Annotated in this window: 14 protein-coding genes and 1 pseudogene; 7 read left to right on the top strand and 8 right to left on the bottom strand. The window is 63.6% G+C overall.

From position 1 onward, the window contains the following. Positions 1-172 precede the first annotated feature (172 nt). On the top strand, positions 173-496 hold the full coding sequence (locus FS320_RS17495) for a hypothetical protein (RefSeq protein ID WP_152713111.1): 324 nt from the start codon (positions 173-175) through the stop codon (positions 494-496). A 12-nt stretch (positions 497-508) separates the two neighbouring features. On the opposite strand, the gene FS320_RS17490 is transcribed toward FS320_RS17495, so the two are convergent. Further along, on the bottom strand, positions 509-1,408 hold the full coding sequence (locus FS320_RS17490) for a LysR family transcriptional regulator ArgP (RefSeq protein WP_152713110.1): 900 nt from the start codon (positions 1,406-1,408) through the stop codon (positions 509-511). A gap of 94 nt (positions 1,409-1,502) precedes the next feature. Here FS320_RS17490 and FS320_RS17485 point away from each other — a divergent pair, with 94 nt between their 5' ends. Next, entirely contained in the window at positions 1,503-2,114 is a 612-nt protein-coding gene (locus FS320_RS17485; RefSeq protein ID WP_152713109.1) for a LysE/ArgO family amino acid transporter, read from the top strand. 165 nt (positions 2,115-2,279) lie between these two features. Here FS320_RS17485 and FS320_RS17480 read toward each other — a convergent pair whose 3' ends face one another. Further along, positions 2,280-2,786 (bottom strand): CreA family protein, encoded by a 507-nt coding sequence (locus tag FS320_RS17480; RefSeq protein ID WP_152713108.1) that lies wholly within the window; start codon positions 2,784-2,786, stop codon positions 2,280-2,282. 63 nt (positions 2,787-2,849) lie between these two features. After that, on the bottom strand, positions 2,850-3,233 hold the full coding sequence (locus FS320_RS17475) for a VOC family protein (protein ID WP_152713107.1): 384 nt from the start codon (positions 3,231-3,233) through the stop codon (positions 2,850-2,852). Positions 3,234-3,389: 156 nt separating this feature from the next. On the opposite strand from FS320_RS17475, the gene FS320_RS17470 reads away from it, so the two are divergent. From FS320_RS17470 to FS320_RS17460, 3 genes and pseudogenes are all read left to right on the top strand, one after another. Beyond that, positions 3,390-4,514, top strand: a complete 1,125-nt coding sequence (locus FS320_RS17470; RefSeq protein ID WP_162003053.1) for a DUF2865 domain-containing protein — start codon at positions 3,390-3,392, stop codon at positions 4,512-4,514. Between the two features lie 208 nt (positions 4,515-4,722). Continuing rightward, positions 4,723-5,687 (top strand): annotated as a pseudogene (locus tag FS320_RS17465) (ABC transporter ATP-binding protein). After that, complete coding sequence (locus FS320_RS17460; protein ID WP_152713105.1) at positions 5,684-6,445, top strand: ABC transporter permease; 762 nt, start codon at positions 5,684-5,686, stop codon at positions 6,443-6,445. Before FS320_RS17465 ends, FS320_RS17460 begins: the two are co-directional and overlap by 4 nt. 107 nt (positions 6,446-6,552) lie before the next feature. On the opposite strand, the gene gltX is transcribed toward FS320_RS17460, so the two are convergent. From gltX to gor, 5 genes are all read right to left on the bottom strand, one after another. Beyond that, positions 6,553-7,893, bottom strand: coding sequence for a glutamate--tRNA ligase (gene gltX, locus FS320_RS17455; protein WP_152713104.1), 1,341 nt, complete (start codon positions 7,891-7,893; stop codon positions 6,553-6,555). A 208-nt stretch (positions 7,894-8,101) separates the two neighbouring features. Continuing rightward, positions 8,102-9,835 carry an NAD+ synthase gene (locus tag FS320_RS17450; protein WP_152713103.1) on the bottom strand — a complete coding sequence of 578 codons (1,734 nt, stop codon included), beginning with the start codon at positions 9,833-9,835 and terminating at the stop codon, positions 8,102-8,104. Positions 9,836-10,336: 501 nt separating this feature from the next. Further along, entirely contained in the window at positions 10,337-11,722 is a 1,386-nt protein-coding gene (locus FS320_RS17445) for a class II 3-deoxy-7-phosphoheptulonate synthase (RefSeq protein ID WP_152713102.1), read from the bottom strand. 297 nt (positions 11,723-12,019) lie between these two features. Further along, positions 12,020-12,247: a hypothetical protein gene (locus FS320_RS17440; protein ID WP_162003052.1), complete on the bottom strand. Its 228-nt coding sequence runs from the start codon at positions 12,245-12,247 to the stop codon at positions 12,020-12,022. 32 nt (positions 12,248-12,279) lie between these two features. Continuing rightward, positions 12,280-13,665, bottom strand: a complete 1,386-nt coding sequence (gor, locus tag FS320_RS17435) for a glutathione-disulfide reductase (RefSeq protein WP_152713101.1) — start codon at positions 13,663-13,665, stop codon at positions 12,280-12,282. 230 nt (positions 13,666-13,895) lie between these two features. Between gor and FS320_RS17430 the strand changes: the two genes are divergently transcribed. Further along, positions 13,896-14,867 carry a Bug family tripartite tricarboxylate transporter substrate binding protein gene (locus FS320_RS17430; protein WP_152713100.1) on the top strand — a complete coding sequence of 324 codons (972 nt, stop codon included), beginning with the start codon at positions 13,896-13,898 and terminating at the stop codon, positions 14,865-14,867. Between the two features lie 67 nt (positions 14,868-14,934). Further along, on the top strand, positions 14,935-15,283 hold a 349-nt coding region (locus FS320_RS17425; protein WP_152713099.1), incomplete at its 3' end, for a tripartite tricarboxylate transporter TctB family protein.

Genomic DNA, 15,283 nt, shown 5'->3' with positions numbered 1-15,283 from the left:
CGTGTTCATGAAGCCATCAATGCCTTTTCAGGCTCACAACGTCAAGATTTCCGATTTGGTAATCATGTTTAATTTGCACGACCGCATGAAACGGGTTCCGGCCAAGCGCGTTAGAGCTTTGTTCACGCACACTCGTGACATAATGGCACGAGTTCAAACAAAGAGGTCTACGATGCGCCGCGCATTCACCATGCTCGGAATGGGTACTGTTGTGTTTCTTGCAGCCGCGTCCCTGACGCTGCTCCCCAATGGCTCCCAGGCCTCTTCGACCGAAGCCACCTTCATGGTTCCCGCTGCCGACGGCTATGGCGTCGCGGAATGCCTGATCACAAACCAGGCTTGTGGCCAAGTTGTGGCAAACGCCTGGTGCGAGGCCCATGGTTACACCAAGGCGGTTTCCTACCGGCAGATCTCGCCCGAGGAAGTCACGGGCAACATCCAGAAGGCTTCCCTCGGCCCCAAGGAGCCGCCGGTCTCCGTGACCTGCTCGAACTGAGACGGATCCGACCTAAGACGACATCGGCGAAAGCATGGCCCGGGCAGTCGTGAGGACGGCTCGGGTCAGGTCCGCCAGCAGAGGACCGACGATCCGGCTCTGCTGCCAGTAAAGCGGCACCTCCAGAGGCTGAGACGGCTTCAACGCCACCAGCCGCCCTGCCTGGAGATGGTCCTGGACCAGCAGCTCCGGGTTCATGCCCCAGCCCAGCCCTGCCAGGGCGCCATCGACGAAAGCCTGCGACGACGGGAGCCAGTGGAGCGGCGGTTGCACCTCGCTCCACTGGCTCCCAAGGGCTTGGCGCAGCCATGTCGCCTGCAACTGATCCTTCGGATTGAAAACCAGACACGGGGCACGAGCCGCCGTTTGCCCGCTAAATCCCTCGGCGAACCAGTGCTGCACAAAGTCGGGGCTCGCAGTCGCCACATAGCGCAGGGCGCCCAAGGGATAGCAGTTGCAGCCCTGAATCGGCCTGCCGTGGGAGGTCACGGCCGCCACGACCTCGCCGCGCCGCAGCCAATCCGCACTGTAATCCTGATCGTCCAGAACCAGGTCGAAAAGCAATCCCTCCGTCCTGGCCATCGCCGGGATGAACCAGGTGGCGAGACTGTCCGCGTTGACCGCAAGGCGCAGGGTCACCGGGCGAGTCTCGGATTCCAGGCCGGGCAGGTTCTGGCGCAGGGCGCTTTCGAGGAGGGAGACCTGCTCCACATGCTGGCACAGGCGCTGGCCCGCTTCGGTGGCCAGGCACGGCTGCCCCCGAATGACGAGAACGGCTCCGATCCGCTCCTCCAGCAGCTTGATCCTCTGGGAGACGGCGGACGGCGTCACGTTGAGCTGTTGCGCCGCCCGCTCGAAGCTACCGGTGCGCACCACGGCAGCCAGGGCGGAAAGAAGAGCGTAATCCAGCATCAGATTAGATTTTCTAAATTAGGTTCAGAGACTTTAATTTCCCTAATCATAGGTCAGCACTTAGGAAACGTCGATTCCTCCTTGGACCATCGACATGACCGCTCACCTTCTCGCCGGCTTTCTGCTCGGCCTCAGCCTGATCCTCCCCATCGGGGCGCAGAATGCCTTCGTGCTGCGCGTCGGTCTGCGCGGCGAGCACGTTCTCGCGGTGTGCCTGACCTGCGCCCTCTCGGATGCGCTGCTCATCATGGCCGGCGTTTCCGGCTTCGCGCAACTCAGCGCGCGGGTGCCCTGGGCCGAGACGGTTCTGCTATACGGGGGAGCCGCTTTCTTGATCGCCTATGGAGCGCGCAGCTTCATGGCCGCTCTCAAGTCAGAGTCCTTGAGGCCGTCCGACACGGCACAGACCGGACTTGGCCGGGTGGTTCTCACCTGCCTGGCCCTGACCTGGCTCAACCCGCATGTCTATCTCGACACGGTGGTCCTGATCGGCTCGATTTCGACCCAGTTCGACGAGGGAAAGGTATTGTTCGCCACGGGTGCCATGCTGGCGTCCTTCACGTTCTTCTTCTCCCTCGGATTCGGCGCCCGGCTCCTGAAGCCCCTCTTTGCACGGCCCGTCACGTGGCGGATCCTCGACATCGCCATCGGGCTTATCATGTGGGCGACGGCCGCAAGGCTGCTGCTGAGCGACGGTTCGACTTAAAAGCTGGTCCGCAACTCTCAGCCTCATCCTGAGGTGCCGCTGAAAGCGGCGTCTCGAAGGAGGATCCAGAGAGCACTGCAGGCTCCTTCGAGACGCAGACTACGTCTGCTCCTCAGGATGAGGGGTCATGATGATTCTCCAAAACCGGAGCCGTCACTGACCTTTCTACTTATTCAGCCACTCCCCGCATTTCGGCGGAACCTCGGTGCCCCAGGGCATCAGCGGGACGGTCGAGGTGGAGTTCTTGGGTGAGCCTTCGATGGGCCGATCCGAATAGACCATGTAGACCAGGGTATTGCGCTTCGCGTCGCAGCCGCGCACGATCTGCATCTTCTTGAAGATCAGCGACCGGCGCTCGCTGAACACCACGTCGCCCTGGCCGAATTTCTGCTTGAACTTCACCGGGCCCACCTGCCGGCAGGACAACGAGATGTCGGAGACCTCCTCGGCAACGCCGAAGGTGCCGGAAATGCCACCGCGCTCGGGAGTCGTATAGTGGCAGGCCACGCCGTCGACCACCGGATCGTCGATCCCGTAGATCGCGAGCTTGTCGTCCGGGGTCAGCGCCCGCCAGACCGTCGATTTCTTGAAAATCAGGTCGGGCTCCTGAGCGGCGGCGCCAGTCAACGCGCCCATCGTCAGGGCCAGGGCCAAAGCGATTCGAGCAAGCATCTTTCCAATCAACTCCCACGGTTACGCTGTCATGTGGGGATGGTTTGAGCCTTTGACGAGAGGTTACTCGGTGTGATGGCTGACGATGCAGATCTTGTTGCCGTCGAGATCCCGGAAATAGGCGCCGTAATAGTTGCGGTGATAATGCGGTCGCAGACCCGGCCCGCCCTCGTCCGTTCCGCCCTGCTCCAAGGCGGCGGCATAACAGGCATCGACAAGGCTGCGCTTCGACGCCAGCAGCGCGATCATGGAACCGTTGCCCGGGCTCGGATCCCTGCCGTCGAACGGGTGCACGACCAGGAATTGCGGCCGCCCGCCGGGAAGGCCCCAGCCGATGATGCTCTCATCCGAGAACCGCACCTCGAGCCCCAGGGGAGCCAACACCGCATCGTAGAAGCCGCTCGCCCGGGCGAGGTCATTTGCCCCGATGGTCGTATGAGAGTACATGCAGGATCACTTTTCGAAGTCGCGGACCGGGGAAAGCTAGACAGCTTCCTTCGAACGGGGCAAGGCGTTAATCACAATAGGGTCAAATTCCAGCGGCACATGACCAGATCACTCAGGCATGTGACGCCGCAACGGACCGGTTCTGCGATCAGCTCTATGGCAAAGACATCATTTCTCCGCTCCCTCATCGCCGTGACGGCCTTTCTGGCCGCTGGACAGGCCGCCTATGCCCAGTCGGCGCAGTGCCAGCGTTTCCAAGCCGAACTGGCGGCCCTGGACCGCAGCAGCGGGAGCGCGCCGACCGGCCAGATGCAGGCCCAGCGGGCGGAGATCAACCGCCTCGTCGGCTATTACCGCAATATCGGCTGCGAGCGCGGACCGCTCGGCTTCCTCGCCGGCCCGGCGCCGGCCGAATGCGGCTCGATCGCCCAGCAGATCCGCCAGCTCGAGGCCGGCTATGCCCGCCTCGCCTCGCAGGCCGTCGATCTGAGCCAGGTCGACGCGCGCCGCCGGCAGCTGCAGGTGGCCGTCCAGCAGACCTGCTCCACCGATCAGCCGCGCGGATTCTTCGAATCCCTGTTCGGCGCTCCGCGCCAGCAACAGCAGCAGGAAATCATGCCCGAGGGGCAGCCCATCATCGCCGATGACGGACCACGGTCCATGGGCGGCGGACGCCTGATCTGCGTCAAGACCTGCGATGGGTCGTTCTTCCCGCTGACCACCCCGCCGGGCGGCGGTCAGAGCGCGAACGAGATGTGCCAGTCCCTCTGCCCAGGCACGGAAACCCTGGCCTTCGCCTATCCGGGCGGCGATCAGGGCCTCAATCGGGCAGCCTCGCTCTCCGGCAACCAGCCCTATACGTCGCTGGCGAACGCGTTCAAGTTCCGGAAGACCTTCGACGAAAGCTGCGCCTGCAAGAAGCAGGGCGATAGCTGGGCCGTGGTTCTGCGCAAGGCCGAGAGCATGCTCGAGCAGCGCAAGGGCGACCTGATCGTCACCGCCGAGAAGGCGGAGGAACTCTCCAGGCCGAAGGTGCAGGCAGCCCGCAAGGCCGCCGACAAAAAGGCCGACGACGAGACCAAGGAGGCCGCCGAGATCGCCGCCGCCGCTCCGACGGCCAGCAAGGAATCGGCCGGTATCGGGCCGCAATCGATCGAGACCAACGCCGTGGTCAGCCAGGGCGAGGGCTCCAAACAGGAAGTCGTTGCGGGCAATGGCCAGAAGAAGACGGTGCGGGTGATCGCACCCAACCTGATCCCGGTCCCGCACGCGCAGAACTGATTGCGTTCAGAACGGTCATTCCCGGCCGGAGCTCAACGGAGGGCAAGGGAATTTAAATCCGGACGCGCGGTTATGGTCCCCTTCCGGGCTCTTTCGGACCGCCGGGGATGACACCCTCCACGTCATGGCCGGGCTTGTGCCGGTGATGACAAGGGAGCGTACGAGCCCGCGCATTCCGCACAGCCTCCGGTCATGCTATCACCCCGGCATGAAACCGCTCGATTCCCTTGAGATGCCCCGGCCCGCGGGCGCATCGGATCCCATCATTGCCGTCTCCGGGCTCAGCAAGACCTATGCATCGGGCTTCCAGGCCCTGAAAAAGGTCGATCTGGAGATCCGGCGAGGCGAGATCTTCGCGCTGCTCGGGCCCAACGGCGCCGGCAAGACGACCCTGATCAGCATCATCTGCGGGATCGTCAATCCGAGCACGGGCACCGTTACCGCCGACCGCCACGACATCATCCGCGATTATCGGTCCGCGCGCACCAAGATCGGCCTCGTCCCGCAGGAACTCACCACCGATGCCTTCGAGAGCGTCTGGGCGACGGTGACATTCAGCCGGGGGCTCTTCGGCAATCCGGCCTATCTCGAAAAGATCCTGAAGGACCTCTCCCTCTGGGAGAAGCGGGACAGCAAGATCATGACGCTCTCGGGCGGCATGAAGCGCCGGATCATGATCGCCAAGGCCCTGTCGCACGAGCCCAAGATCCTCTTCCTCGACGAGCCCCGACCGCGGGTGTCGACGTCGAGCTGCGGCGGGACATGTGGAACATGGTCCGTCGTCTGCGGGAGAGCGGCGTCACGATCATCCTGACCACCCACTATATCGAAGAGGCCGAGGAGATGGCCGACCGGATCGGGGTGATCAGCAAGGGCGAGATCATCCTGGTCGAGGACAAGAACGTCCTGATGCAGAAGCTCGGCAAGAAGCAACTCACCCTGCACCTGCAGAGCCCTCTCTCGGTGCTTCCCACCGAGCTGCAATCCGAGAACCAGCAGCTTTCCCCCGACGGCACCGAACTCGTCTATACGTTCGATACCCAGACGCAGGAGACAGGCATCGCCGGCCTTCTGCGCCGCCTGAACGAGCACGGCATCGATTTCAAGGACCTGCAGACCTCCGAGAGCTCGCTCGAGGAGATCTTCGTCAGCCTGGTCAGGGGACGCCCATGAATCTCTACGGCATCAAGGCCATCTATCTCTTCGAAATGGCCCGCACCTGGCGGACGCTGATGCAGAGCATCGCCTCGCCGGTTCTCTCGACCTCGCTCTATTTCATCGTCTTCGGATCGGCTATCGGCTCGCGGATGGCCAGTATCGACGGCGTGAGCTACGGCGCCTTCATCGTGCCGGGCCTGATCATGCTCTCCATCCTGACGGAGAGTATCTCGAATGCATCCTTCGGCATCTACATGCCGAAATTCGCCGGCACCATCTACGAGCTCCTCTCCGCTCCCATCTCGGCAATCGAGACGGTGATCGGCTATGTAGGGGCGGCCGCCACCAAGTCGGTGGTCATCGGCGCCATCATCCTGATCACGGCGCGGCTCTTCGTGGATTTCTCGATCGAGCATCCTTTCTGGATGATCGCCTTCCTGGTGCTGACCTCCGTCACCTTCAGCCTTTTCGGCTTCATCATCGGCATCTGGGCCGACAGCTTCCAGAAGCTGCAGGTCGTCCCGCTGATGATCGTGACGCCCCTCGCCTTTCTTGGCGGCAGCTTCTATTCCATCAACATGCTGCCGCCGTTCTGGCAGACGGTCGCCCTGTTCAATCCGGTGGTCTATCTGGTGAGCGGCTTCCGCTGGAGCTTCTACGGCGTCGCGGATGTGGGCGTGGGCATCAGCCTCGGCATGACGCTCGTGTTCATGCTGATCTGCCTTGCCGCCGTCTGGTGGATCTTCAGGACGGGGTACAAGATCAAGGCGTAACCACCGCATGTCATCACCGGCCTTGTGCCGGTGATCTCGATGGAATGAAGCGCGGCTTTTTTCGTATCGGGACGGCCGGGACAGGCCCGGCCATGACGTGGAGTGGGTTAAGCCGCCTGCCCCGACAACCGCGCCATGGCGCGCTCGGGTCCGATCAGCGGAAGCAGCGCTCCCAGTTCCGGACCGTGATCGAGGCCAGTCAGCGCGAGACGCAGGGGCATGAACAGCGCCTTGCCCTTCACGCCGGTGGCCGTCTTCACGGCTTCGGTCCAAGCCTTCCAGGTCGCTGCATCCCACGGCGTCGGCGGAAGGACGTTTGTCGCCGCCTCGATGAAGGCCTTGTCTTCGATGACCGGCGTTACGGGACCGCTCACCACCCTCGCCCACTCGACCGCATCCTGAACCTTCGTCAGGTTGCCGCGCACGGCGAGCCAGAAGGCTTCGCCCGCATCCGCATCGAGCTGCGCCAGACGCTCGCGCGCGGCCTCATAGGGCATCTCGTGGATGAGGCGGGCATTCAGGTGCTCCAGCTCGCTCTCGTCGAACTTCGCGGGGGCCCGGGAGATGTGGGAGAAGTCGATCAGGCGGGCGAGTTCGTTGAGATCGGCCACCGGCCGCACGGCCTCCGCCGATCCGACCAGCACTGCGAGCGAGGCCACCGATTGCGGCTCCAGCCCGGCATCGCGCAGGCCCTTGATCGAGAGATGGCCGAGGCGCTTGGACAGGCCCTCGCCGCTCGCCGTGATCAGCAGGCTGTGATGGGCGAAGGTGGGAACGGCAGCGCCGAGCGCCTCGAAGATCTGGATCTGCACCGCCGTGTTGGTGACGTGGTCCTCGCCCCGGATCACATGGGTCACTTTAAGCTCGATGTCGTCCACCACCGAGGGCAGCGTGTAGAGATAGGTCCCGTCCTCGCGCACCAGCACCGGATCGGACAGCGAGCCGCAATCCACGTGGCAATGGCCGCGCACGAGATCGTCCCAGGTGACATTCGTGGGCTCGAGGCGGAAGCGCCAATGGGGCTTTCGTCCCTCCTGTTCGAGCTTGGCCCGGTCCTCGTCGGTGAGCTTGAGGCCTGCCCGGTCGTAGATCGGCGGCAGGCCGCGGGCGAGCTGGCGCTTGCGGCGGAATTCGAGCTCTTCCTGCGTCTCGTAGCAGGGATAGAGGCGGCCAACCGCCTTCAGCCGCTCGGCGGCGGCGTCATAGAGATCGAACCGATCCGACTGGCGCACGATCACATCGGGAGCAATGCCGAGCCACTTCAGATCGGTCTCGATGGAATCCGCATATTCCTTCTTCGAGCGCGCCACGTCCGTATCGTCGAAACGCAGGACGAAGGTGCCGCCTTCCCGTCGCGCATAGAGCGCGTTGAGCAGGGCGACGCGGGTGTTGCCGATATGGATGTGCCCGGTCGGAGACGGGGCGAAGCGAACGATGGGCTTGGACATGACCAACCCTATGGCGAAGGGAGCCCGGCGGCGCAAGGGGTGACGGGCTTTTCGGTATCATTCCCAGCCAGCAGCCGCCCGGGATGATACCGACGACGTCATGGCCGGGCTTGTCCCGGCCATCCCGATACAAACAAGCGCGCGCTTCAAGTGATCGGGATCACCGGCACAAGGCCGGTGATGACGTGGATGGTATGTGGCGCGTGTTCTACACGTCCTGCGAACCCGCCCGCGGCTTGCCGATGGCGCGCTCCAGGGCCTCGTCCTTCTGATGAGCTACCAAGCCCTGGTCGCGATAGCGGTTGACGATGGGGTAGCGGCGGTCGCGGCCGAAATTCTTGCGCGTGACCTTCACGCCAGGCGCGGCCTGGCGGCGCTTGTACTCGGCAATGTAGAGCAGCCGCTCCACCTTCTTGACGATCTCCGGATCGTAGCCCTTCGCGACGATCTCGGAGACGCGCAGTTCCTCCTCCACCAGGCCGCGCAGGATCTCGTCGAGATCCTCGTAAGGCGGCAGCGAATCCTGGTCCTTCTGGTTCTCGCGCAGTTCGGCCGTCGGCGCCTTGGTCAGGATATTCTCGGGGATGACGATGCCGTCAGGACCTAGAGCGCCCTTCGGCTTCCAGCGGTTGCGCAGGGCCGCGATATGGTAGACCTCCATCTTGTAGAGATCCTTGATCGGATTGAAGCCGCCATTCATGTCGCCATAGATGGTGGCATAGCCCACCGACATTTCCGACTTGTTGCCGGTGGTCACCACCATGGCGCCGAACTTGTTCGAGATGGCCATGAGGATGGTGCCGCGGGCCCGGCTCTGGAGGTTCTCCTCCGTGAGGTCGCGCTTGGCGCCGGCAAAGATCGGCTCCAGGGCCGCCTCGAAGCCTTCCACGGGCGCAGCGATCGGCAGGATGTCGTAGCGGACGCCGAGCGCCTTGGCGCAGTCCTCCGCGTCCTTCAGCGACTCGCCCGAGGTGTAGCGATACGGCAGCATGACGCAATGCACCCGCTCGGCTCCGAGCGCGTCGACCGCGATGGCGGCGCAGATGGCGGAATCGATGCCGCCGGACAGACCCAGCACCACGCCGGGGAAGCGATTCTTGTCGACATAGTCGCGCAGGCCCAGAACGCAAGCCGCGTAGTCCGCTTCCTCGCCCTCCTCCACCGTCACGACGGGGGCCTCGCGGCAGGCCCAGCCGTCCTCGCCCTTCACCCAGGTGGTGAGCGCGACGATCTCCTCGTTGGCGGGCAGCTGGCAGGCGAGCGAGCAATCGGCATTGAGCACGAAGGACGCGCCGTCGAAGACCAGTTCGTCCTGGCCCCCGACCTGATTGAGATAGACCAGCGGCAGCCCGCTCTCGGTCACGCGGGCCGCCGCGATGTTGAAGCGCTCTTCGGTCTTGCCGCGCCAATACGGCGAGCCGTTGGGCACGAGGAGCATCTCGGCGCCCGTCTCGGCGAGGCACTCGACGACATCGCCGGTCCAGATGTCCTCGCAGATCGGAAGCCCGAGCCGGATACCCCGGAAATTCACGGGCCCAGGCAGAGGCCCGGCATCGAAATTGCGCTTCTCGTCGAAGACCCCGTAATTCGGCAGGTCGACCTTGAAGCGCACGGAAATCGAGCCGCCGTCGAGAAGCGCATAGGCGTTGTAGAGGGCGTCGCCCTCCCGCCAGGGCAGTCCGATGAGCATGCCGGGCCCGCCATCCGCCGTCTCGCGAGCCAGCCGTTCGAGCGCAGCGCGGCAGGAATCCTGAAACGCCGGCTTCAGCACGAGGTCCTCGGCAGGATAGCCCGCGAGGAACTGCTCGGCGAACATCACGATATCGGCCCCGAGCCGGGCCGCTTCCGCGCGGGCGGCCCGCGCCTTCTCTTCGTTGCCGGCGACATCGCCGACGATGGGATTGAGCTGCGCGAGAGCGATCTTGAGCGTGTTCTGAGCCATGATACCTGAGCATCGGACTCAAAAGTGGAGGCCACTTTTGGGATCCATCCGATGCTCCCTTTCTTGATAGGCGCATCATCCGGCGCGGAAAACCGGGACCACTTTTCCGCATGATGCGCTTCGGATTTAGCGCGCCCTGGGGGACGCAGCAATGCAAGGCTAAAGCTTTCCCATGAACTCTTAAACGCTCATCGAGCAGGGCTGATCCAGCGCCTTTGCATGAGGCTTGCCAAGGTCAGGGGCTCGCGATTCAACGGCTTCTGCAAAGCTCAAGCTTTGTGGGAACCCGGAACAGTCCAGTTCGTTGTCCCAACACGAATTGCATGGGAGACTGACATGTTTAAAGGCGGACTGCTTTGGCTCATCGGCATTCCTCTGCCGATCATTCTTATCCTCTTCTTCATGGGCTGGCTGAGCTAAGCTCATATTCTAGTAGAGTTGCGTATGCGTAAAGAAAAAGGGGCGCCAAAAGCGCCCCTTTTTCTTAATCGGCCCAATCGTTTATTCCGCCGCTAGGGCGGTCGGTTGTTCCCTTGACTGGCGCTCCCGCTTGATGAGCTCCGAGGTCAGGAAGGCGATTTCGAGCGCCTGCTCCGCGTTGAGGCGCGGATCGCAATAGGTGTGATAGCGGTCGCGCAGGTCCGCATCGGTGAGCGCACGGGCGCCGCCCGTGCATTCCGTTACGTTCTTGCCGGTCATTTCCAGGTGGATGCCGCCCGCATGCGTCCCTTCCGCCTGATGGATGGCGAAAAAGTCCTGCACCTCGCCCATGACCCTCTCGAAGGGCCGGGTCTTGTAGCCCGAGGCCGCCTTGATCGTGTTGCCGTGCATCGGATCGCAGGACCACACGACGGTGCGCCCTTCCTTCTGGACCGCGCGGATCAGGCCCGGCAGGTGATCGCCCACCTTGTCGGCGCCGAAGCGGCAGATCAGGGTCAGGCGGCCGGCCTCGTCCTCGGGATTGAGTGTATCGATCAGCTTGAGCAGCCCGTCGGCCGAGAGCGACGGACCGCATTTGAGGCCGATCGGGTTCTTGATGCCGCGCATGTATTCCACATGAGCATGGTCGAGCTGGCGGGTGCGGTCGCCAATCCAGACCATATGGCCGGAGGTCGCATACCAGTCGCCTGTCGTCGAATCGACGCGGGTCATGGCCCCCTCGTAGCCGAGCAGCAGGGCCTCATGGCTGGTGTAGAAATCCGTCGAGCGCATTTCGGGATGCGTCTCGGGATCGATGCCGATGGCCCGCATGAAGTTCAGGCTCTCGGTGATGCGCTCGGCGAGCTCGCTGTAGCGCGAGGATTGCGGTGAATCCTTCACGAACCCGAGCATCCAGCGATGGGCGTTCTCGAGATTGGCGTAGCCGCCGGTGGCGAAGGCGCGGATCAGGTTGAGGGTCGCGGCCGACTGGCGGTAGGCCATAAGCTGGCGGCGTGGATCGGGCGTGCGGGCCTCCGGCGTGAAGGCGATGTCGCTGATGATGTCGCCCCGGTAGCTCGGCAGTTCGACGCCGTCGATGGTCTCCGTCGGGGCCGAGCGCGGCTTTGCGAACTGGCCGGCCGCACGGCCGACCTTCACCACGGGCGAGCCGCCCGCATAGGTGAGCACCACGGCCATCTGGAGGAAGAGGCGGAAGAAATCGCGGATATTGTCGGCCGAATGCTCGGCGAAGCTCTCGGCGCAATCGCCGCCCTGCAGGAGGAAGGCCTCGCCTTTGGCGACCTTGGCCAAGGTGCGCTTCAGCTTGCGGGCCTCGCCCGCAAAGACGAGCGGAGGAAAGCCGGCGAGCTGCTGCTCGACGCTCTCAAGCGCCTCAAGGTCCGGAAAGGCCGGAACCTGCTGGATCGGCTTGTTTCTCCAGCTGTCGGGCGTCCACCGCTCGGTCATGACACTTACCCCCGTGTCCTTTCTCAAAATTCTCGTCGTTCACCGCAACAAGCGGCACGAAAAGGCACCTATACACGACATAAACAAAAAGGCGAGTGCGTTAGTGCACCGACGCGCACCAGGGGACCGCGTGTCGCGTTCCCGCGAACCAAGCTTCAAAACCCGCGAGATGAAGAAAAGGCGTGCCTCAGCGTGCGTGGCGCTGACGGCTCTCGCGCCGGGACATCCAGAGGGCGCCAAACCCCATCGCCACAGCGATAACCGGGATGCCGAAGTAAACATAGGCTTCCAGGAGGGTCATGGCTTCAGGTCTCTCAAGATCAACTTCGCTATGGAATGTAGGATAAACCCGACGAAAAGCCAAATGATGCTGACCACAATGGCGATAGCATCCCTTGGCATAGCCTCCGATCCGTAACCAACGGCCACCATCGGCCCCACGAACCCGGCGATGACGAACGCGACGGCGACATTGTTGAGCGCCGTCGCGGTCAACTTGGTCTGCTCGTTATGGATCAGGCTCACTCGGCGCCCCCTGCAATGCCTTCCCGGCTTGTCTATCCCACCGCCACCGGCTTCTTGACCACCACGGGCGTGCGCATGGTCACCAGCTCCTCTGCTGCCGTTGGATGAACCGCGACGGTGCGGTCAAAATCGGCCTTGGTGGCGCCCATGGTCACGGCGACGCCAGCAAGCTGGATCATCTCGCCCGCATCGTGACCCATGATGTGGACGCCCACGACCTTGTCGCTGGCCTTCTCGACGATGAGCTTCATGAAGACCCGGTCCTTGCCGCCCGAGAGCGTGGCCTTCATCGGCCTGAAGGCGGTCTTGTACACGTCGATATCGCCATAGATCGCCCGCGCCGCGGCCTCGCCGCAGCCGATCACGCCGATTTCCGGAGTCGAAAAGACGGCTGTAGGGATCAAATCATGATCGACGATGGTCTCCTTTCCTCCGAACACCGTGTCCGCGAAGGCATGGCCCTCGCGGATGGCGATAGGGGTGAGGTTCGCCCGGTTGGTCACGTCGCCCACCGCATAGATCGAGGGCACAAGGGTCTGGGAATAGCCGTCGACCGGGATGGCGCCGACCTCATCGACGGCGATTCCGGCATTCTCCAGCCCGAGCCCTTTCGTGTTGGGCCGCCGCCCTGTGGCGACGAGCACCTGATCGGCCGTGAGCACGGAGCCGTCGGACAAAGTCGCGGCGATGCCTCCGGGTGTCTTCTCCATGCTCCTGAGAGTCGTGCCCAGAGCCAACTTGATCCCGCGCTGGGCATAGGCCTCGCCGAGCGCATCGCGCACATCCTCGTCGAAGCCGCGCAGGAGCTTATCGCCCCGGTGCAGCAGCGTGACCTCGCTGCCGAGGCCGGCGAAGACGCCGGCGAACTCGACGGCGATATAGCCGCCGCCCACAACCAGAATGCGCTTCGGCAGGCTCTCCAGATGAAAGACCTCGTTGGAGGTGATGCCGAGCTCGCCGCCCGGGATGACCGGCTCCAGGGTCGGATGAGCTCCGACCGCCACCAGGATGTAGCGGGCGCGGATGCGCTCCCCGGTCTTGAGCACTTGAACCGTATGGGCGTCCTCGATCACGGCGCGGCTGTCGACGATCTCGACGCCTGCCTTCTCCAGATTGGCGCGATAGATCCCCTCGAGGCGGCCGATCTCCCGATCCATGTTGCGGATCAGGGTCGTCCAATCGAAGCGCGTCTCGCCGACGCTCCAGCCGAAGCCTTCCGCGTCGTGGAAATCGTCGGCGAAGCGGCTGGCATAGACCATCAGCTTCTTCGGCACGCAGCCCCGGATGACGCATGTTCCGCCGACCCGGTACTCCTCGGCCACCATGACCTTCGCGCCGTAGCTCGCGGCGATGCGCGCCGCGCGGACGCCGCCGGACCCGCCTCCGATCACGAAAAGGTCGACATCGAATGAGGACATGAGGCGGTCTCCGCTTAATTCTGCGTCTTGGACTTAGACATATAAGGATGGTTTCGGGCGAAGTCGCCCGCCAGCCCTGCTCCGGGCACATGGCTGCTCACCTTATGGCGAAGCTCTTACGCGAAGGTTCAACAACGATAAAGCAGCTAGCCGCTTGCCGCCCCCCCGTTCCCTCTTTAGGTTCTGCCGCGGACGCTTTGACGTGCAGTTAGCGTCAATGGAGGAAACTTATGAGCCACTTTCGTAAAGGTCTTTGGCGCAGCGCTCTCGCTGCGGCGGCCGTGGCAGGATTCGTGACATCGGCGGCAGCGCAGATGGAGCTCAAGATCATGGCACCGGCAGCGCCGGGCGGCGGCTGGGACCAGACGGCCCGCTCTATGCAGCAGGCCCTGACCCAATCCGGCATCGCCAAGAGCGTGCAGGTCACCAACGTGCCGGGCGCCGGCGGCTCCATCGGCATCGCCCAACTCGTGAACAATTCCAAGGGCGACGGTCATCAGCTCATGGTCATGGGCTATGTGATGGTGGGCGCGCTTCTCACCAACAAGTCGCCGGTGACCCTCGATCAGACGACTCCCATCGCCCGCCTGACGACGGAGTACGAGGCGATCGTGGTCCCGGCCAACTCGCCAATCCAGAACGCCAAAGATCTCGCCGCGGCCATCAAGGCCGATCCGGCCAAGGTGACCTGGGCTGGCGGTTCGGCCGGCGGCGTCGACCACATCGCGGCGGCTCTCTTCGCCAAGGCTGCGGGCGCAGACCCGACCAAGATCAACTACATCCCGTTCTCCGGCGGCGGCGAGGCTCTGGCGGCCATCCTCGGCGGCAAGGTGACGGCGGGTATTTCGGGTTACGGCGAGTTCGAGAGCCAAGTGAAGGCGGGCAAGCTGCGCCTCATTGGCCTGACCTCGGCCACCAAGACGGCCAATGTGGACGTGCCCTCCATCAAGGAGCAGGGCATCGATCTCGAGATCGCCAACTGGCGCGCGGTCGTTGCCCCTCCCGGCATCTCCGCCGACCAGAAGAAGGCTCTGACGGACGCCATGGACAAGCTGGCCCAGTCCAAGGAGTGGCAGGAGCTTCTCAAGGCCAAGGGCTGGGAGAACGCCTACGTTTCCGGCGACGCCTTCGCCAAGATCCTGGCTAACGAACAGGCTCTCACGAAAGAAGTGCTCACTGCGGTGGGGCTGGTGAAGTCTTAAATTTCAAGCTAAAGGCCGTTGGGAGCGCCGCGTTTCTGAGCGCGGCGCTTCTTTTTTGGGACATTCCATGGCTACATCCCCCCAGCGGCGCATCGACGTGGCAGGCCTCGTCATCGCACTCCTTCTTCTTGTCCTTGCCGGCCTGGTCTGGTGGGACATAACCAAGCTCCAGATCCTCTCTCCCTATGATCTTGGCCCCAAGGTCATGCCCATTGTCGTCTCAGGCGGACTTGTTCTGCTTGGCATCGGCAACGCCATCGGAGCCTTGCGCGGCGATCTCCCGGCGCGCGACAGCCTCGACTGGAACCCGATCATCCTGATCCTCGGCGGGCTCGCCTGCCTGATCATCCTGATCGCCATCGGCGGTGGCTTCATGATCGGCACGGCCCTTCTGTTCGCCACCACATCGGCAGCCT

Source organism: Microvirga tunisiensis (genome assembly GCF_009296175.1).
In the GTDB taxonomy this organism is placed as follows: Bacteria; Pseudomonadota; Alphaproteobacteria; order Rhizobiales; family Beijerinckiaceae; genus Microvirga; species Microvirga tunisiensis.
Note: the sequence above shows the minus strand (reverse complement) of the source record. Positions and strands in the feature narration are given on the sequence as shown.